Source organism: Singulisphaera sp. GP187, from assembly GCF_900129635.1.
GTDB lineage: Bacteria > Planctomycetota > Planctomycetia > Isosphaerales > Isosphaeraceae > Singulisphaera.
This window is the reverse complement of the sequence record NZ_FSRB01000001.1, coordinates 556437-576471: the sequence shown is the minus strand read 5'-3', so window position 1 is coordinate 576471 and position 20035 is coordinate 556437. Positions and strand designations below refer to the sequence as shown.

General features: G+C 63.4%; 14 protein-coding genes. 8 read left to right on the top strand and 6 right to left on the bottom strand.

Annotated elements, in window-relative coordinates; genetic code table 11:
• The first annotated feature begins 127 nt into the window (after window positions 1–127).
• Window positions 128–2023 carry a hypothetical protein gene (locus BUS42_RS02370; protein ID WP_074304941.1) on the top strand — a complete coding sequence of 632 codons (1896 nt, stop codon included), beginning with the start codon at window positions 128–130 and terminating at the stop codon, window positions 2021–2023.
• Between the two features lie 307 nt (window positions 2024–2330).
• A complete protein-coding gene (locus tag BUS42_RS02365; RefSeq protein WP_074304939.1) occupies window positions 2331–2828 on the top strand; it encodes a hypothetical protein in 498 nt (165 codons plus the stop codon).
• A 40-nt stretch (window positions 2829–2868) separates the two neighbouring features.
• On the opposite strand, the gene BUS42_RS02360 is transcribed toward BUS42_RS02365, so the two are convergent.
• Together BUS42_RS02360 and BUS42_RS02355 are read right to left on the bottom strand one after the other, a co-directional pair.
• A complete protein-coding gene (locus BUS42_RS02360) occupies window positions 2869–3690 on the bottom strand; it encodes a ThuA domain-containing protein (protein ID WP_074304937.1) in 822 nt (273 codons plus the stop codon).
• Window positions 3691–3837: 147 nt separating this feature from the next.
• The gene (locus BUS42_RS02355) at window positions 3838–5922 is read right to left on the bottom strand and encodes a PAS domain S-box protein (RefSeq protein ID WP_074304935.1); all 2085 of its coding nucleotides are present in this window, start codon (window positions 5920–5922) and stop codon (window positions 3838–3840) included.
• A gap of 465 nt (window positions 5923–6387) precedes the next feature.
• Between BUS42_RS02355 and BUS42_RS02350 the strand changes: the two genes are divergently transcribed.
• Both BUS42_RS02350 and BUS42_RS02345 read left to right on the top strand, forming a co-directional pair.
• Complete coding sequence (locus BUS42_RS02350; RefSeq protein WP_074304933.1) at window positions 6388–8808, top strand: DUF3536 domain-containing protein; 2421 nt, start codon at window positions 6388–6390, stop codon at window positions 8806–8808.
• A gap of 80 nt (window positions 8809–8888) precedes the next feature.
• A complete protein-coding gene (locus BUS42_RS02345; RefSeq protein ID WP_074304931.1) occupies window positions 8889–9851 on the top strand; it encodes a metallophosphoesterase family protein in 963 nt (320 codons plus the stop codon).
• A gap of 188 nt (window positions 9852–10039) precedes the next feature.
• Here the strand turns inward: BUS42_RS02345 and BUS42_RS02340 are convergent, their stop codons facing one another.
• The gene (locus BUS42_RS02340; RefSeq protein ID WP_074304930.1) at window positions 10040–11176 is read right to left on the bottom strand and encodes a YncE family protein; all 1137 of its coding nucleotides are present in this window, start codon (window positions 11174–11176) and stop codon (window positions 10040–10042) included.
• Window positions 11177–11538: 362 nt separating this feature from the next.
• Here BUS42_RS02340 and BUS42_RS02335 point away from each other — a divergent pair, with 362 nt between their 5' ends.
• From BUS42_RS02335 to BUS42_RS02325, 3 genes are all read left to right on the top strand, one after another.
• Window positions 11539–11952, top strand: coding sequence for a GatB/YqeY domain-containing protein (locus BUS42_RS02335; RefSeq protein ID WP_074304927.1), 414 nt, complete (start codon window positions 11539–11541; stop codon window positions 11950–11952).
• Window positions 11953–12014: 62 nt separating this feature from the next.
• Window positions 12015–12869, top strand: coding sequence for an arylamine N-acetyltransferase family protein (locus tag BUS42_RS02330; protein WP_074304925.1), 855 nt, complete (start codon window positions 12015–12017; stop codon window positions 12867–12869).
• A 173-nt stretch (window positions 12870–13042) separates the two neighbouring features.
• Entirely contained in the window at window positions 13043–13381 is a 339-nt protein-coding gene (locus tag BUS42_RS02325; protein ID WP_074304923.1) for a hypothetical protein, read from the top strand.
• A gap of 41 nt (window positions 13382–13422) precedes the next feature.
• Here the strand turns inward: BUS42_RS02325 and BUS42_RS02320 are convergent, their stop codons facing one another.
• From BUS42_RS02320 to BUS42_RS02310, 3 genes are all read right to left on the bottom strand, one after another.
• Entirely contained in the window at window positions 13423–14388 is a 966-nt protein-coding gene (locus tag BUS42_RS02320; RefSeq protein WP_074304920.1) for a hypothetical protein, read from the bottom strand.
• Window positions 14389–14818: 430 nt separating this feature from the next.
• Window positions 14819–18364 carry a serine/threonine-protein kinase gene (locus BUS42_RS02315; protein ID WP_074304918.1) on the bottom strand — a complete coding sequence of 1182 codons (3546 nt, stop codon included), beginning with the start codon at window positions 18362–18364 and terminating at the stop codon, window positions 14819–14821.
• Window positions 18361–18993 (bottom strand): sigma-70 family RNA polymerase sigma factor, encoded by a 633-nt coding sequence (locus tag BUS42_RS02310; RefSeq protein ID WP_074304917.1) that lies wholly within the window; start codon window positions 18991–18993, stop codon window positions 18361–18363. The genes BUS42_RS02315 and BUS42_RS02310 overlap by 4 nt, the downstream gene beginning before the upstream one ends.
• Before the next feature lie 367 nt (window positions 18994–19360).
• Between BUS42_RS02310 and BUS42_RS02305 the strand changes: the two genes are divergently transcribed.
• Window positions 19361–19993: a hypothetical protein gene (locus tag BUS42_RS02305; RefSeq protein WP_074304915.1), complete on the top strand. Its 633-nt coding sequence runs from the start codon at window positions 19361–19363 to the stop codon at window positions 19991–19993.
• Window positions 19994–20035: the final 42 nt, after the last annotated feature.

The following is a 20035-nucleotide window of genomic DNA, read 5'->3' as shown; positions in this document are numbered from 1 at the left end:
TTCAATCGGGTCAAGACGATTTCGTTGGATTTACGGTATCATGAGATCCGCCAGGGGTGATTCTTAAGCTCAGGTCAACCTGACGTATTGTATTCCCAAGGGATCCGCTCGGTGGAGTCTCAAGACGATGATCCAGGCTGCGCTTTTCCTGATGCTGTCCCTCGTCACCGCCGAACCCGCGGCGGAGCGGTTCTTCACGATTGAGGTCGTCGACGATCAGTCCGGCCGCGGCATTCCGCTCGTCGAGCTCCGGACCGTGAACGACATTCGGCTCGTCACCGACAGCAATGGGATCGCGGCCTTTGAGGAGCCAGGGCTGATGGATCAGCCGGTCTTCTTCCATGTCCGTAGTCACGGCTACGAATTCCCCAAGGACGGCTTCGGCATCCGAGGCAAAGCGCTTCCGGTCCGTCCCGGGGGGTCGGCGCAGTTGAAGCTCAAGCGGATCAACATCGCCGAGCGGCTCTACCGTGTCACCGGAGGGGGAATCTACCGCGACAGTGCGCTCGCGGGCCGCCCGACTCCGCTTCGGCAGCCGGTCATCAATGGCAAGGTCCTCGGCTCGGACAGCGTGGTCAACACGGTCTATCAAGGCAAGATCTACTGGTTCTGGGGCGACACCAACCGCCCTGGCTACCCTCTGGGCAACTTCAACGTCCCCGGTGCCACCTCACGACTCCCGGGCGAAGGCGGGCTCGACCCCAACCGCGGTGTCGACCTCGATTATTATGTGGGAGAGGACGGCTTCGCCCGCGCCGAGGCTCAGATGCCGGGCAGTGGCCCAACCTGGATCGACGGCCTGGTGGCGATCCGCGACGGGTCGGGACGAGAACGGATGTTTGCCGGATACGCCAAGATCCGCAACCTTCTCGACGTCTATGAACGAGGACTTGTGGAGTTTGACGATCCGACTCAGCGGTTCAAAAAGGCCGCAACCTTCCCGCTGGACAGCCCTGTCATTCCTGGCGGGCACCCCTTCCTCAAGGTTGTCGACGGCACCGAGTATGTTTATTTTTCCAAGCCATACCCTTTAGTCCGGGTCAAGGCCGACCCGGAGTCCCTGGTGCGTCCCGAACGGTACGAGGCGTTCACCTGCCTGGTGAAAGGGAGCCGGCTGGACGCGCCGAAGATTGACCGCGCGGAGGATGGCTCAGCACGCTATTCCTGGAAGACCGACACGCCGGCCCTGTTCGCCGCCGAGCAGGCGAAGCTCGTGCAAGAAAAACTCCTCAGGCCGGACGAAGTCCTGCTCTCATTGCAGGACGCCGACACAGGGAAAGCGGTCACCGCCCACGGCGGTTCGGTCTACTGGAACAACTACCTCAAACGCTGGGTCATGATCACGGTCGAGTTGGGCGGCACCTCGCTGCTCGGCGAAGTCTGGTTCGCCACCGCCGGCTCGCCGCTCGGACCGTGGGTCTACGCCCGTAAGGTCGTCACCCACGACAACTACAGCTTCTACAACCCCAAACAGCACCCGATGTTCGACCAGCAGGGGGGCAAGCGAATTTTCTTTGAGGGAACGTACACTCACACATTCTCAAGCAACAAGGACGCGACTCCACGGTACGACTACAACCAAGTCATGTACCAGCTTGACCTGGCCACCCCTCAGCTCAATCTCCCGGTCGCCGTCTATCGCCAGGACGATACGTTCGTCCTGGGCCAGTCGCGTCGCAAAAACGTTGAGCCCGCGAGCGGATCCGTGCCCTTTTTCGCCTTGGAACGCCCTGGGCTGAAGACGGTGCCCGTCTTCGCGACGACGACCGAGGGCACCCTGAAATTGACCCTCCGCGCAAGCCCGGACCAAGCGGTTTCCTCCCCCTCGTTCCACGCCTTGCCGGCCGACGCTGAGGATCCGCCCGCGACCACCGTGCCGCTCTACGAATTCACCAGCTCCGATGGTAAATCACGGGTCTATTCCACGGAAACCACCCGGCCCGAACCGGGCTATCGTCGGACCGAAGCCGCCTTCTGCCGGGTCTGGCGAAACCCCTCACGCTTTAACCCGCCTTGGGAATAAGCCATGCTCATGTCTTCACTCTTCATGATTCGCTTGCCTGCAAGGAGCTCCCTGGGACCGCGGGCGACCCGCCCGCTCTTGCATTGAATTGAAATATCAAATCGAATGGAATTGCGGGCGGGACGCCCGCGGTCCCAGGGGGGGACGTAAGCGCCCCGCTCACCTCTTGAATCCGCTTCGCTCGCCTCGGAGTGTGTTCGTTTCGTGCGGTTCCGTACTATAATGGTGGGAGAGCAAGTGGGCACGGCATCGAAGCCGTCACCCTTGGGGCAAAGCGCACGACCCAGGCCACGAGGAGGAACTCGCGATGATGACTCCGCTTTCCAAGCCGATCCGGATCCTGGCGCTCGCGCTCTTGGTCCTGATTGTGCCGGCGACCCGCTCCCGCGCTCAGGGCTTCGGGTATGGTGGTTATGGCTACCCGGGCTACGGCTTCGGCTACGGATATGGGTTTCCGCCGGGGGGATACTACGGCTACGGCGGCGCCTTGGGTTTTGGCGGCGGGCTCGGGTTCGGCTATGTTCCGACGAGCTACGGCTACTTCGGGAACGCCTACCCACCAGGGCTCCAAGCCCCACTCATCTCCGGCGTCGGCGACACGAACCCTCTGATGGGGTTAGGTCTGACCCCCCTGGGGGTTCAGAGCGCTTTGGCCGAGGGAACCTTGCTCCGAGGCGCGCGAGCACCGATCGTCGTCCGACCCGGCGTCGCCAACCAGGCTCCCGGAACCGGCCTGACCAACCCACTTCCCAGGACGAGCGCGGCGAGCCAGTATTCCGGGACCGGCTCGGCTCGGCCGCGTTGAGCCGTCGTGCCGGTCCCGTCACGAGTTGTCCCACGCACGCTCAGTCGGTCGAAGCGGTTCCGTAACCGGGCTTGGGCGTGCCATCTTTCTCGAGCTTGTCGCAAGCCCAGAGGAGGCCCCGAGTCAGCATGTCGAGATAGACTTTGTCACGCATCGTCGTGTTGTTGTGTGCAAGCGTGGTTCCGAAGACGCGTCCCTTGCCGTAGGTATTGGTCCAGATGACGGCGTGATCCTTTTTGTTGTCGAGCGCGTAGGCCTGGGCCAGAGGGACTGCGCCGGGCCATACCTTTTCGATGGCGTAGAGTTCCTCATTCCCGGTGGTCCAGACGGCGGGAAAGCCTTTCATGATCGGGTTATCGGGAGCGAGGTTCTTGACCTCGAGCGGCTGTTGCGGACCGTGACGCCGCGTGGTCACACCCACGCATTCACGCCATTCATCGGTCTTCAGATCGCGAAAGGTGTGCATTGCGCAGTGGATCATGACCGCGGGAGTGCCCTGGTGATGCGCGGCCACCACTTGCTTGATGAAGTCGCGGTCGCCCACCCCGCTGAAGCATTCATTGTGGACCACCACGTCATAGTTTTTGGCCCAGTCGGGATTCGAATAGATGCTGACTCGATGATTACTCGTACTGCCTCCCTCGTGAACGATCGTCCATTCGACCGGGGCTCGGGCGCTGATGCCCTGGGAGAGGATCACCTTCTGGGCGTCATAGTCATGGCAGCAGCCCCCCGTGATGAGCAACGCACGCAGCGGTTTGCCCGGCGTGGAATCGTCGGCTCGGGCCGGTGAGAGCGGGGACAGTAACGCCCCCACGGCAACCACGACCGTCAGCGAAAGCCACCTTGGAAGCAGGCGCATCGTCACAATCTCCTCGAAGTCGCTGGAAAAAGACGGGAGAGCACGAGATCAGGAATCTCGCGTCCTACCCTATCCCAGCGGAGGACCGGACGATAGGCCGTGGCCGGCCCGCCGCCCTCGCCTCGAACGAGGTCTCTCCAACTTCCCTCAGAGGATGGTGGTCGTCGGCTCGACTTCGGTCGTTTTCAAGGGGAGCCGGATGATGAAGGTGGTCCCGTGGCCCGGTTCCGACTCAACGTCGATCGTTCCGCCATGGGACCGGACGATTCCATAGCTGATCGAGAGGCCGAGGCCCGTCCCCTCACCCACCGGCTTGGTGGTGAAGAACGGGTCGAAGATCTTATGGCGGATGGCCGGATCGATCCCTTTACCGGTATCAGTGACATGGATCTCGACCCCGCTGTCGACGGGGTGGGTATGAACCGTCACCCGGCCCCCTGAGTCGGTGGCGTCGATCGCGTTGGAGAGCAAGTTCAGGAGCACCTGATTCACCTCGCCCGGGTAGCAGGCCACGTTTGGCAAGGGGGCCAGGTCGGTCGTCAGGTCCACCCCCTTGGTGCGGGCTCGGCCTCGGATGATGTTGACCGTGGATGCGACCCCATCGTTGAGGTTCACCTCTTTGAAGTCCCCTTCATCGAGTCGAGCGAAGTCGCGCAGGTCTTTGACGATCTGCCTGATCCGCCTCAGCCCTTCGCTCGAGCGGTTGAGCAGCCCATCCAGGTTCTCGAGCATGAAGGGAAGATCGATTCGCTCCGCGCGTTCGCGAATCTTCTCGAGCAATTCGGGGCGGTGGATCGCCAGCGTGTCGGACGCCTCGAGGCAGAGGGCGAGCAAGTCGCGAAGGTGGCCCACTTCGCGCCTGAGCACCGACACGTCGCTGGTGACGAAGGCGAGCGGGTTATTGATCTCATGGGCGACCCCGGCCACGAGTTGCCCCAAGGCGCTGAGTTTTTCGGCATGGACGAGCTGACTCTCGGCCCGTTTGAGCGCGTCGTGCGCCTGGCGCTCCGACCTGACCGCTTCCAGGAGCAGCTCGTTCTGGCGGAGGAGTTGTTCCTCGGTCCGCTTCCGATCGGTAATGTCGGACGAGATCCCGCCGACGGCCCAGGGCGAGCCCGACGAGGTCCGCAACGGGAACTTGATCGAGATATAGGTGTGCAGGCCATCGGAGTGGGGGATCTCCTCCTCGAACGCGATCGGTTTCCCCTTGCGAAGGACTTCGCGATCGTTGGCCCGCACCGCGTCGGCCTGGTCCCGCGGCCAGATCTCGTGATCGGTCTTGCCGAGGATCCAGTCACGCGGGAGCTTGAACAAGGTCTCATACCACCGATTGACAAGAATATACCGCCCATCGGCATCCTTGACGTAAATCACTGCCGTCGAATTGTCAAGAATGGCCTGGAGCTGCTCCTGGCTTTCCCGAAGCGCCTCCTCCGCCTCCTTCCGCGCCGAGATGTCGCGGGAGGCGCACTGGATCTCGACAACCTCGTCGGTGAGCGGGTCCCGAATCGTGCGGACCGTAGACTCGAGCCAGATCAGGTGGTCATCCTTGCAGTGCACGCGAAAGACGACCGTGGAAGTCTCCGTCGACTCGAGAATTTGCTCATGCGTCGTGGCGACCTCGAGCTGGTCGTCGGAATGAACGAATTCGTAGGGTGAGCGGCCGATCAGCTCCTCGGGCTCGTAGCCCACGAGTGCGCGGCAGGCAGGTGAAATATAGAGATACGTCCCGTCCGGATCGTGCCGCGAGATCATGTCGGTGGAGTTTTCGGCGAGCAGGCGATACTTCTCTTCGCTCTCCCGGAGCGCGAGTTCGGCCCGCTTCGAATTGCTGATATCGCGAAACGCGATCACCACGACCTCGACGCTCCCCGCCTCGCCCTGCATCGGCGTCAGCATCGTCTGCCAGGTGCTGGTCACCCCTTGCGCCGTGAGCTCCACCTCGCCGACAAGCGATCGACCCGTGTCGAAAACGACCTCGCGTTGCAGACGCAGAGCCTCGGTCGTCGCATGGGGGATCCCCAACTCCGGCCAGGTCATGCCGAGGACCTCCTCTCGCTCGAGCCCCCAGTGCCGGGCTCCCGAGACATTCACGTAGAGGATCGTCCCGGCTCGGTCGCAGAGGTAGACACAGTCGGGGGTCGCCGCGAGCACCGCGTCAAGCGTCCCGGTGCGCCACTCACGACCCGCGGAGAAGGGGTTGTTGTGATTCCCGTCGCGGGCAAAATCCATGGTCGGAACTCCAAAAGGGAGCCACAACGACACCCTGACTTGCCCGAAGCCAATCCCCGGCCCGCGGGGCACTTGGGAACTCTTCCAGAGAACCCGCGCAGTTTTCACGGCGGGGGAAGAGGGACGTGTTCCGCTTGATGCTGGAGAATGAATCGCTACCGCGGCCGACGACGTGAGTCGTCCTTTCCGCTCACCCCATTCACGACGTCATCATCCTGGATGCTACCAGGGGCCGGCAACCCGGTCAATCGCGAGACATGAGGGCATACCGATCGTTTTTTTCACGAGGTAGGGCACACCGGCACCCCGTCAACCGAGAGCGCGTGGCGGCGACGGAACCGTGTGGAACGCCGGAAGGCGTTGTCGGCTATGGGTTCAAACTGATAGGGTTGGGTCAAGAAAAACGCCGAGGAATCCAGGCGCGTCGCCGCCAGGACGAATCAGATTGCAGGTCTGAGGGCACGTATGAGTTCACCACGCTATCTTTGCATCCACGGTCATTTTTACCAACCGCCCCGCGAAAACCCTTGGCTCGACGTGGTTGAGGTTCAGGACTCCGCGCAGCCGGACCACGACTGGAATGAGCGGATCACCCGCGAATGCTACGGCCCCAACACCAGGTCCCGTCTGCTCGATGACCACGGCCGGATCCTCAATCTCTCGAACAATTACGCGCGGATGAGCTTCAACTTCGGTCCGACGCTGCTCTCCTGGCTCAAAACGTCCGCGCCTGAAGTACTCGCCGGGATCGTCGAGGCCGACCGCCTCAGCCACGAGCGCCGGGGCGGGCATGGCAATGCCCTGGCCCAGGTCTACAACCATATCATCCTCCCCCTGGCCAACGCACACGATAAGCGGACGCAGGTGCTCTGGGGGATCGCCGACTTCCGCCACTACTACGGCCGCAACCCCGAGGGAATGTGGCTGGCCGAGACCGCCGCCGACGTCGCCTCGCTCGAGGCCCTCGCCGACGCCGGGATTCGGTTCACCGTGCTGGCGCCGCACCAGGCGAAACGCTGGCGCCCCATCGGCAAGCAAGAATGGGACGAGATCCCCGGCGGAATCGACCCCTCGCGCGCGTACACGATCCGGCTCCCCTCGGGAAAATCGCTGGCGATCTTCTTCTACGACGGCATCGTCTCCCGCCAGGTCGCGTTCGAACGGCTGCTCGACAGCGGCGAGAAGTTTCTCGACCGGTTGCTCCGCGGGTTTGACGACTCTCGCAGCCACCCCCAGCTCATGCACATCGCCACCGACGGCGAATCGTACGGCCACCATCACCCGCACGGAGACATGGCGCTGGCGTACGTGCTCGACCGGCTGAGCCACGACCCGAACATTCGGCTCACGAACTACGGCGAGTTCCTCGAGCTTCACCCGCCGGCGTGGGAGGTCGAGATCCACGAGAAGAGCGCCTGGAGCTGCGCCCACGGCGTCGAGCGCTGGAACTCCGACTGTGGTTGTCGGACCCGGGGAGACTGGCACCAGAAATGGCGCGGACCGCTTCGCAAGGCGTTCGACCTGCTCCGGGAACAGATCGATCACCTGTTCGCCACCAGGGGCCGCGAGTGCTTCCCCGACCCCTGGGCCGCGCGTGACGCCTACCTTGAGGTGATCCTCGACCGCAGCCCGCGCTCGGTCCGCCACTTCCTCAAGGAACAGGGCCATGCCGACCTCGACGACACCCAGATTCGCGACGCCTTGCGACTTCTGGAAATGCAGCGCGACGGCATGCTGATGTACACAAGTTGCGGCTGGTTCTTCGACGAGATTAGCGGCATCGAAGCGACCCAGTGCCTCCACTACGCCGCCCGCGCCATCCATATGGCCAAGCACTTCCATCGCGACTTCGAAGGCAAGTTCGCCCAGGCCCTGAAGCCGGCCCTGAGCAACCTTCCCCAGTTCAAGAACGGTCGCGGAGTCTGGGACCAGATCATCCGCCCCGCTGTGGTCGACCTCGACCGGGTCCTCGCCCACTACGCCGTGAGCCTGATCTTCCCACCTCGCGAAACCAACACCCGGCTCTATTCGTTCAACCTCGATGTCCTCGACCAGGAAGTCCGCGGTCGAGGCGCCAGCCACCTGGCCGTGGGCCGGCTCCGCGTCCGCTCGGACCAGACCTGGGACGAAGCCGAAACCGCGTTCGTCGTCATCCACTACGGCGGCCTCGACTTCCACACGGTCCTCCGACACGTGGACTCTGTCAAAGAATATGACAACTTCAAACTTCGACTGATCAACGCCTACAAGACCGGCTCGATGGCCGACGTCACCACCCTGGTGGCACGCGAGTTCGAGGGCAAGGTGCGCCGGCTCGACGACCTGTTCGTCGACGAGCAACGGCGGATCATCGGCATCGTTCTCCAAGACCGCATCGAAGAATATCAGCGCACTTTCGAGCGGCTCTCCTCGCTCGACGACGATGTGCTCAACCGCCTCGGCCAGATGCACTACCCGATCCCAAAGCCGCTCCAGGAGGCCGCGTCGTCCTACCTCGACCTCGCGCTGAGCCAGGAACTCACTGAGCTTGAACCCGACGGCAACCTGGCGCGCATCCAGGGGCTCTACGAACGAGGCCGAACCTGGGGCTATCATCCCGAGCGCGAACCGTTGGAGCAGACGATCTCCCAGGCCCTCGAACGCATTCTCCGGGGTCTCGCCCCTGACGCCGACCTCGCGGCGATCGTCGCCCACGCGGCGCTCCTGCTCGATGCCGCCACGTTCCTGGGACTCGGCCCCGACCTCTGGCAGGTGCAGAACCAGTTGCTCGACGCCTACGTCCAGCTCTCCGATTCGGGCGCAATGAATCAGCCGCTTCAAAATGTTTTTGCCAGTCTGGCCGTCAAGCTGAACATGAGCCAGAACCTGCTCGGCTGGCGTCCGTGATGCGTTGCGATCGGCCTGCGATCGGTTAATCTTGTCGGGTGGGCCATGGCCACCCGACCTCCGTTTGAGGGATCCATTCGATGCCACTCCAGATCTTGCCAGCGACTCCGCCAACCCCAACTTCACGCGAACTGGGATCCCTCGACAGCCCGCCAAGCCGCCGCGAGTTCCTGGCCGGGCTCGCCGTCGGCGGCGCATCCCTGCTGCTCGGGACGCCCGCCCGGAGCGCAACGGCCGAGGATCCGACCGCCTGGTACGCCCTGGTCTCCGACATCCACATCGCGGCCGATCCGTCGACCCAGTTGCGCGGACAGGTCATGGCCGACAACCTCCGCGCCGTCGTGTCCGATATCCTCGCCGCGGACGCAGCGCCTCGGGCCGTCCTGATCGACGGCGACCTCGCCCTCCAGAAGGGTCAATCCGCCGATTACCGCACCGTCGTCACACTCCTCGATCCGCTCCGCAAGGCAAAGCTGCCGATCTACCTGGGGCTCGGAAACCACGACGATCGGACCAACTTCCGCGAGGTGCTCCAGGGCGTCATCCCGCACGAGTCCAAGGTCGTCGATAAGCAGACCGAGACAGTCGACGGCCCTGGGCTCAGGTTCGTCGTGCTCGACTCGCTCGACCAGTGCAACGTCACCCCCGGCAAGCTCGGCAGCGCCCAGCTCGACTGGCTCACCGCGGAGCTGGATGCACAGCCCGAGAAACCCACGCTCGTCTTCGTCCATCATAATCCGGTGCCGGTCCAACCCCCGCCCCCGAGCCTGCTCGACACCGAGGCGTTCCTGGCCATCCTGCGGCCGCGCCGCCAGGTGAAGGGCGTGGTCTTCGGCCACACCCACGTCTGGAACGTGCGTCAAGAGGAAGGTCTGTACATGATCAACCTCCCCGCCGTGGCCTACTCCTTCGCCCCGGCTCAGCCACTGGGCTGGTGCCGGTTCCGCCCCGAACCGGGAGGCGGCCAGCTCGAGCTCCGCTGCATCGGAGGCAATCGCGAAGCCGACCAGCAACGCATCGCCTTGCGTTGGCGTGAGGCGTGACCCTCCTGGAGAACGACATACCCGCCATGACACCCGGACTTGGCAAATCGGGGTGGTCATGGCAGAGTCTCCAGTTTCGAAGCGAACGCAGATGCACCCAACACCGATGGCTCAGACCGACGCCGCCGGTAAACCGGTGTAGCTCAATGGAACGCCAGTTAGACCATGGGAGAGAGAAACCCAAAACATCAAGGCGTGATCACTCGTCCCAGACCGAACTGGTCACCGTTGCGGACCGGTTGGGCGCCGGCGAAGTCGATCTCGAGCATTTTCTCGCTCTGGACGGCCGCGCCATGTTCGTCGGTCAGGTTCGCGACGATTTTGCGAGTCGCGGTGTCGATCACGTCGCCGGTCGAGGGGTAGGCATAGCGGCCGTCGAGGGTGAAGGTCAACCAGCCCGGCTCGTCGCGGACTTTGAGGCTCTCGAGTTGCTTGGGGGGCTCGGTGGTGGCGTCGAAGATGTGGACGTGCTCGTTGTGGGCGTCGACAACCCACAATTCTTTCTCGTTGGGCGTCAGGCCGATCCCGTGACTCGGGCAACCGTGCCGCTTGACCGGCCCTTGTTTGTAGCCGGCCACCTCGACGCGATGGAGCGGCTTGCCCGTGGTCAGGTCGCCCACCTCGAAGCCAAGCAGCTCATTCACGTTCACGAAGCAACGGGTCTGTCGGCCGTTGACCGTGAACGGACGGATGCTCTGGCTGAAGGGGCCGACGGTCCGCTCGGCCTTGAGTTCCTTGGTATTGGCGACCGTCAGGAGCGGCGACTTCAGACCGGCCAGGTAGGCCTCTTTGCCATTCAGGCCGGCGACTGTGTTGTGCGCTCCGGAGCGGGGGATGATCTTGGCGAGCACGTCGCCGTTGCGGGCGTCGACCACATGCCAGTGATCCTTCTCGAACGAGGGGAGATAGATCGCCGATCCGTCCGGGGTCATCGACATCCGGTCGCAACCCCCTTCATAGGCGCGTTCCCAGAGGATTTTCTCGGTGACGAGGTCGAGGCAAGTCAGCGTCTTGGTCGTGCTGATATAGAGGCGCTGGGTCGCCGCGTTGGCGCAGACTCCTTTGACGTTGTCCGGCTTCCCCTTGTCATCGAGGCCCGCGATCGGGATTCGCTTGACGAACTTGTGGCCGTGGTCGATGTCAAAGACCAGCAAGCCGTGGCCGCCGTACTCGAGGTAATTGCGAATCCCAGGCACGGCCACGTAGAGCAGCCTGCGCTCCTCGGCATCCGCGGCCGAAGCCCGGCCGAGAAAACCGGCATTCAGCACGAGCAGGGCAAGCGCGGCCATGAGCCTGTGAAAGAACAAGGCATGCGAACTCATCATGGTTGTTTCGCCTGATTTTGATCCCGGTTGTGGGTTCGACTCGCACGAACGAGGAGGGGGTCCGGCTCACGCAATCGCCTGATTTTGGCCCGATGTCCCCAACAGTAACCTCCGTCGTCGGCCTCCACAACGCTCGACTCTCGACGAGACGCTGTCCGTTTGTCTCGCCACCGTCGGCCTCGCTTTGTTAAGATAGAGTGGCGAGTCACCAGGCGGTCGGGCGAGTCCGAGCCGGTGACTGGTTGTGGGAAGACTCGTCGTTGGCCCGAACGCAATCCAGCCGGACCGTGTCTCATCAAGCGATGTCACGGGATCGGATCGGGCGCCGCAGGGCGCGACGAGTTGAAAGAGGAAAGGCAATCATGACGATCGTGCAGCGAATGCGGGCCAGCCTGACCGAGTCGATGAAAGCGCGCGACGCGACGCGTACGCAGTTCCTGCGTTACTGGATCGCGGGCCTGACGCTCGGGACCGGTGAGGAAATGCCCGACGCCGACGCGGTCAAGAAGATGCGCGGCGTCCTGAAAGAAGCGAAGGGCGGGACCACCACGTTCACCGCCGAAGAACTCGCCTTGCTGCAAGACTGGGTCCCCCCGGCCATGTCCCGGGAGCAGGTCAGCGAAGCCCTCGCTCCCATCGCCGAGCAGATCCGCAAGGCGCCGAAGGAGGGCATGGCCATCGGCATCGCCATGAAGACCCTGGCGGGCCAGCCCGCGGATAGCGACGACGTCAGAGCCGTGATCGCCGAGTTGCGTCAGGGCGTCGAAGGCGTTTGAGAAATGGGCGGGAATGGGATCGGTCGGATCTGACAACGCACTCAAAGGAGCGCACCACTCGCATGGATCCGGTCGACCCCGCCCCCAACGTCAACATCCACGCCATCGACGTCGATGCCTACCTGGACCGCATCGGTTACTCCGGCGCTCGGACGCCGACGCCGGAGGTTCTCGAGCAACTCCAGTTCTGCCACCTCACCCGGATCCCGTTCGAGAACCTCGACATCCATCTCGGGCGGCCGATCCGGCTCGACCTCGCGAGCTTGCAGGCCAAGCTCGTCGGCCGCCGCCGCGGGGGCTACTGCTTTGAGCAAAACACCTTGTTCGCCGCGGTCCTGGAGCAACTCGGATTTACGGTCACCCGGCTCTCCGGTCGCGTGCGACTGGGGACGGATCGGGTCTTACCACGCACTCACATGCTCTTGAACGTTACGATCGAGCAGACCCACTGGCTCACGGACGTCGGCTTCGGCGGCGAAAGTCTCTTTCGGCCCATCCCGATGGTGAGCGGACGCTGGTTCGAACAGCATGACCGGACGTTCCGGTTGAATGACGACGAGGGCCCCTGGTGGGTCTTGCAGTCCCTGATCGAAGGGGTCTGGACCAACCTCTACGCCTTCACTCTCGAGCCCCAGTTCGACGTCGACTACGAGGTCGCGAGCTATTATACGTCGACCCACCCCGACTCACGCTTCGTCCACACCCTGACCGTTCAGTCGCGGACGCCGGACGTCCGCCAGACCTTGCACAATCGAGACCTCGAGATCAAACGCAACGGGCAGGCGACCCTGCGCGCGATTGACGATCACGACGAGCTCCTGAGCGTCCTGACCGAGCGCTTCGGCCTGGAGTTCCCCCCCGGCACTCGGTTTCAGGCCCCTGCTCCGCCCATGACTGTCGATGAGCACCCATCCTAAAAAGGTTTCGTGATGCGTCCCGATTCCTCAAGGCCAGTTCGCTCCCCCGTTCCAACGATCAATCTCTCGGACCACGGCATCTACCATCGATCGGCCGACCGCGATCGACGCCAAGGCGTGACGCCTTTCCTCCACTCACTCGAGCCGCGCACGCAACCCAGGAGAAACGCCTGATGGGAGCTTTCAATACCGTTCGGAGCGAACAGACATGCGCGTCGTGCGGCCGCCTCAGCGCATTCCAGGTCCAATATAAATACGGCGAGCTCTGGCAATATGAGTATCAGATCGGCGACTCAATCGCCTGGTCCACCAAATACAAGAAGTCCGAGGCGGGAAAGCCGGGGCGCCCGCAAGTCGTCGTGGAAGGAATCGCCGAGAACTGTCCGCATTGCCGGGCTGAGGGAGGAGAGTTCGAGGTCTGGCTTGCCCACGACCAAATCGTCGACGTGCGTCCACTGACCGACCCCAAAAAATTCATCGAAAGCAATTTCATCGTGCCCGAGAAACATTAGTTCATCAGCAAACCAGCGACCGGTGAGGGCGACGAATGACGTCATCGCCCCGCGGTTCTTGACAGGTCGGCCCGGGCCCGGACGGCAAGAGGGGCGTACCGCGTTTGGAGTTCGGTCTCGAGTTTTGCCACGGACTCGGCGTTGAAGTGGCGAACGGAGGCCAAGGTCGAGAGCGGTGGTGAGAACCGGATCGGTGTGCCTTGGGGGATTCGGGCCACGGCAAAGGCGTCGTCCGAAGGGATCCCGAAGGTGAACTTCTGCCCGTCCACACTCATGACCCGATCTTCACGGAGCGACGTCGGCAGGAGTTGCAAGGTTGTCTCGGCCCGGGCATAGCCCCCTTTACCGTTCGAGCCCAGGAGCCAGACGAACGTGGTGAGCCGGCCCGTTTGGGGGGCGACGAGGATCACGTGGCGGATCACCATCCGGCAATGCTTGCCATCGTAGCGGACATAGGCGTGGGCGTCGAAGACGAGCATCGTCCTGGTTCGCGCGACCTGGCGAAAGTCGTTGGCCAGCACGCGCTCCCCTTTGGCGAAGACTTTCTTACCGAGAAACCCAAGCTCGTTGCCAAAAGTCTGGTCGCTGGTCGCGACGATGGTCTTCCCTCCCCCCTCCAAGGCGCCTCCCACCGCAACCTTTTCCAGGAAGAAGCTCGGCGCATCGGTCCCGTTCGCGGTCTCGGCCACATTCGCCAGGACCGTGAACAGAAACGTTCCGCTGTATTGGGCCGCCGTCTTGGAGACCGAATCGACGTCGCCGATGCCGAGACGCGGCTTGGCGAGCATCACCAGGTTCGTCCAACCTTTCGGGGCCTCTTCCCCTGCGCCGATGATCGTGCCCACCGGAATCTGGGCGAGCGGCTTGGGGCGAACATCGACCGTCGCGACAGCCTTGGAGGCTGACCCGGCGGCAGGCACCGGATTCGCTTCCGCGCCCCGGGCCGGAACCAAGGCGCCCGGAATCAGCAAAGCCGCGAGCCAAGAGACCAGGATCTTTCCGTTCACGGCGGCCCTCCAGATTCGCGGTACCGAAGGAGAGATCGCAAGACGAGAAGGCCCGACTCGCCTGAAGCTCCGTGGCCTCAACCTCAAGTTGACCCGACTCGCGGCGGTCTTCGTCGCTCAACGAGCCATGGGGGCAACTCCGCCCGCTCCTGCCCGTCGATCGCCGGTATCGTAATCATCGTTGGCGGACGGATCATTTACCATCTGGCTCTGTTTTTGTAAAGAAGAGTTGGAGTTCCTCAAGCTCCGCGCACCGGGCCTTCACCCCCGCGCTCTCCGACATCTCCCCACGATGCCGAAACACATGCGTCGCCACAACTCGCGGCCAACCTAACCCACAAAACATTCGCAATAACCATATATCATGATTTCACAAACAACAAAAACACACCGCGGCGCCCTTCAACGCGTGCAAATGTTAACATAATAATTAATTCGATTTCCAATTTTTCAGACGATCTCGCTTCTCACGCCAGGTCGCGTTGTCGAGAGACAGGATAACCCCTCGGGTCGCATCGAGACTTAACCCCGTGAAAACCTCGATCGCGGTGGCCACCTGTTCCAGATCGTCCGGAAACGCCTGGGGGACGGCGAAGATCCGCGCGGTGCTGGCGGTATCACCGGTCAGAATCGACTTGCCGTCGGGAGCGTAGCCGACGGACCAGACCTGGCTCGAATGCGGGAACGGCGGTCCGATCGGCTGGCCGGTGGCGGCATCCCAGAGCCGCGCCGTTTGATCGCGGCCTCCGGTGAGCACCGACTTACCGTCGGGGCTGAATGCCACTGCAAAGACCCAGTTCTGGTGGGCAAGCGGTGGCACGCGAAGGTCGCCCGTGCTCAGGTTCCAAATCCGAGCCAGGCCATCCTCACACCCCGTAACGATGGTCTGACCATCCGGGCTAAACGCCACCGCGCCCACCGCACCAGGGTGTCGAAAGGCAGGTCCGACAGGACTCCCCTTCGTCAAATCCCAGAGCCGGGCGGAGCCGGTATCACAGCCGACAGCGATCGTTTTGCTGTCGGGGCTGAACCTGAGGGCGTCGACCGGCCCGGCGTGGCGGGCGGGCGTGCCGATCGGATCACCGGTGATGGCATTCCAAAGGCGAGTCGTCTGGTCCCTTCCTCCGGTAGCGACGGTCTTGCCATCGGGGCTGAACGCCACGACATGGGCCCCACCAGGGTGGGCGAGCGCCCGTCCAAAGGGGAGGCATGTGGTCGCATTCCAGAGTCTCGGCAGCGATCCGCTCGCCACGAGGGTCTGACCATCGGGACTGCACGCGACGCTCAAGTCCGGCCCTTCCGACTCCATATCTTGCCCGACCGGGAGTTCAGTCGCGACGTCCCAGAGCCGAACCATACCGCCCCGATCCGCGGCGAGGAACGACTGACCGTCGGGACAAAAAGTGACGGCTTGCCCACCTCCCGTGATTTCCAAGCGAGGCCTGAGGGTTCGGCATGACTCGGTGTTCCACACCCGCACGGTATGGTCGCTGCTGGCAGTCAGAAGGGATTTGCCATCGGCTTGAAACGCCACGGCCACAACCGGTCCTTGATGAACCAGGCTAGGGCCGAGCGGGTGATGGCTGAAAGCATCCCAAAGCCGTGCCGTTTTGTCCTCGCTCCCCGTCAAGTAGCTTCGCCCGTCGGGGCTGTAAGCAATGGCACGGACGGAACCTCGATGGGGACTCAACCTGCTCCCGACCTGTTGCCCGGTGGCAACGTCCCACGCGTCGACCGTATTGCCCCACTTCCCGGTGAGCAGGGTTCTCCCGTCCGGACTGAACGCCACGGCAAGGAGTTGCGTCGTTTGGATCGCGGAGGGACCAATCGAGTTCCCGTCAGAGGGATCCCAGAACCGCGCCATGCCGTCTTTGCTCGCGGTGACAACGAGATCGCCTTCGGGATTGAACGCGAGGGATGAGATCGCCGCCTCACACACGAGTGGTGGTCCGATCGGCTGGCCGGTCGCGGTATTCCAGAGCCGCGCCGTCTGATCCAGGCTCCCCGTGAGCAGGGTCATGCCGTCCGGGCTGAACGCCACGGCGACGACTCCATCCGAGTGCCGCATCGGTTGCCCGACGAGCTCTCCGCTGGCGATATCCCAGAGTCGAGCCAGGCCGTCGGCTCCCCCGGTGAGGGCGGTCTTGCCGTCCGGACTGAACGCCACGGCTTGGACCGTGGCCGGATGGTGTAAGTGGTGGCCGATCGGCCGAGCCGTGGCCGCATCCCAGAATCGCGCGGAGAAATCCTCCCCACCGGTGAGAATCGTCTTGCCGTCCGGACTGAACGCCGCGGCGCAGACGGGGCCGGCGTGCGAGAGGACCCCCTCCAGGCGGGGATGGTGGACGCTCCATGCGGCGAGATTGGTCAGCGCGACGCGCTGCCAGGCGGCATCCCCCGCATCAATGGCCAACCGCCAGCTCGCCAGCAACCAAAGCAGGCCGGGCCCGACTTGTTGCTTCTCGAAGGCGGTCTGGCTGCGATCGAAGTTGCGAATGGCCAGGACGCGTCGCGATTCGGCCAGCGATGCCCGGAGGCTTTTCCGTTCCGTGCCAAGTGCGGTGACGAGACCACGGATCTCGCGTGCCGACTTGCCTTGTTCATAGGCGTAGATCATGGACATCGCCACCGTCGCCGCAATCGCCGCGGCGACGACGACGACCGCCCCGGCCCCCGCCGGATTGCGCTTGCACCAGCGCCAGACATGCTCGATCGTGCTGGACCGACGCGCCAGGATCGGCCGGCCCGCAACGAACCGCCGGAGATCCTCCGCGAACTCCTTGGCCGTCATGTAGCGTTCGTTGGGCGCGTTGGCAATCGCCTTGAGAACGATGGTCTCCAGGTCGCGAGGAATCCGCCGGTCAAGCTGGCGGAGCGGCGTCGGACTGCCGTGCATGATCCGATCGATCAACTTGATCCGGTCCGGCTCGTCGAACGCGGCCCGGAACGTCAAGAGCTCGTACAACGTCGCCCCCAGGGCGAAGATATCGCTCCGAGGGTCGGACCAGCCGTTGAACCGCTCGGGCGCCATGTACCGCAAGGTCCCGACGATGTCGCCGGTTCGCGTCAGCTCGTCGCCGTCGTGGGTCTTGGCCAACCCGAAATCGGTGACCCAAACATGCCCATGCACATCCATCAGAAGATTGGATGGCTTGATGTCGCGATGGAGAACGCCCTCCTGATGCGCATATTCGAGGGCTTCGGCCACCTGCACCCCGACCCAGGCCACACCGCGGAAGTAGCGGGGCTCACCCTGACTCGACAGACCGGACCAACTGACACGCGTTGTCGAGAGGTGCGACCTTGGCTCGCCGCCAGGGTCTGCGCCCAGCGGGGAATGGGGGAGAAATCGGCCCTGGTACAGGCCCCAAGCCAGTCGGCTCGGAAGATCGGGCCCGTCCGTCGCGTCGCCGGTTTCTCCCGGAGCGACCGGATCGCGCCGCAAGCGATCGACCTCACGAAGCACCGAGTCGAGCCCATGCCCACGAATGAACTGCATGGTGTAGAAGTCGATGCCGTCGTGTTCGCCGATTCCGAACACGGGGACAATGTGGGCATGTTGCAGCCGCGCCGCCGCGAGAGCCTCGTGGCGAAAGCGTTCAAGACGTGTCCCGTCGTCGGGGTGACGATAGGGAAGGGTCTTCAGGGCCACGTGCCGGCCAAGCGACTCCTGGATCGCCTCATAAACGACCCCCATGCCTCCCGAACCAATCACTTGAATCAGGACATAATCACCCAGGCGATGAGGCATCCGAGTCAGCGACCCGGACCGCCCGGATTGCGGGCCGACCTCGCTCTCAGGGCCGAACTCCTCGAGAACCAACATGGCCGGGACAAGCGATCGGATTCGCGCGGCATACTCGGGGTGGGCGGCGGCGAATTCGGTCAATGACGGCCGCTCACCCCGTCGGTATCGATCCAGAAACGCGTCGACCAGGACCTCGAGCGGGTCGGCTTCGGAAGACAGGTCGCTCATGGCACGTCGCCCTCGAAGCGACCGAGAATCTGCTTCAGCTTCTCGAGGGCCCGGATGTACCGCTTGCCAGCCGCGGCCTCGGAGACTCCGAGCACTGCCGCGATCTCCGAGCGGCTCAATTGCTCGAAATGCCGTAACGCCAGCACCTCGCGATCGAGCGGGGACAGACTCTCGAGCCCGTTCTGAACCCGTTCCTTCAGCTCTTCGCGGATCGCGGCTTCACTCGGTCGGGTGTCTTGGTTGACGAAATGGGCGGCCATTGCGGCGGAAGACGCGCCCGGGACCAGACCCTGCCCCAACGCCACCTCCTGGCCGGCAGCCCTCATCTGGACGCCCAGGTGGTGCCGGTGCAAGGTGACCAACTTCTGGCCGGTGAGGAACCGAAGCCACAAAAAGAAGGGCATTGAGGGAGCGCGCAAGTAGGTCGTCAAGCGAGCCGAAGCCTCGAGATACGTCTCCTGGATCACATCCGAGGGGTCGATCCGCTTGCGGAGCCGCTGATCGAGCCGTACGGCGACCATGCGGCGAAGCCGTTGACGATACCGCCCCAGCAGCAACTCCAGCGCCTGCCCATCCCCCTCAGACACCCGTTCGAGCAATCGGTTCGTCTCGCTGGAGTCGCAGTTCATCGCAGTGCACCACAACGGTTACGCATGACCTCTGTCGAGCTGGGTCGACAACCAGGAGACCGCGGATTGCGGTCGCGCACGCCCCCTCAAAGAACAGAACCGCGCCAACAGCTCGATCCGAGACAAAGATCACGAAAAAATTAAGAGTATACCCCGATCAACCTCGATCGTCAGCCGTCCGGATCGCCCCCCAGTCCATCGCGAGCGAGAGAGAACGCGATGAGCCTGTGCCGAGCGTCACCCCGCCCCAGCGCGGCTCGGTGCCCCTGTGGTGAATTTTCCAACCGACTTGTCCCGGTCGGGTCAAGCCGCGCGGTTCAGGTATTAGAGCCTATTCCAACCCTAGCGGCCTCGGTGAGATTTCGCCATGCCCCGCTCGTTCTCCACCAGCCTCGAACGCTCACCAACCCGGCTGCTCACGACCGAAATCAACGATCGAGGCACGGGTCGCCCCACTCACGGTTGGCTCCAACGTCTTCTCACCGTCAAGGGAGAGAAGATCATGATCGGCTTCTTCCTCGCCACGGCGATGACCGGGTTGGCGGGCGTGAACTTGAATGGGATCCGACCGGCTCAAGGCAATGACAACGACGAGGTGGCGGGCGCGGGCATCATCGTCCGATCCGAGGTCCTTCACCTCTGGTTGCCCGAGACGTTCCGGGAGTTAGCCTACAGTCCGGCGCAAACCGTCCGGGATCACCAAGAATTGCGGCAATTCCTCGAACAACGGCATCTGGAAACGCTCAGGTATTCCGTGACCACGCGAGGCCACCAAGTCGACGGAGGTTACTCCGACATCAGGTACACTCGTCAACCGTACGAAGACGCTCACCAGTTTCAGGAATTTCTGGATATCCTGGCGGGAGTTGGCGGAATACCGGATCACGACCTTGCCGCCGCCTTCCCCGGCGCCTCGGTTCACTTCATCGCAGAGGCCCTCGGTGACGTTGGCCGTCCGGATCGTTCCCCTCAAGGGGAGCGCGTGAGCTCCGTACCCTGATTCTGAACCAGAAGCCGACGATGGTGGGCCGCGCCCGCCCTC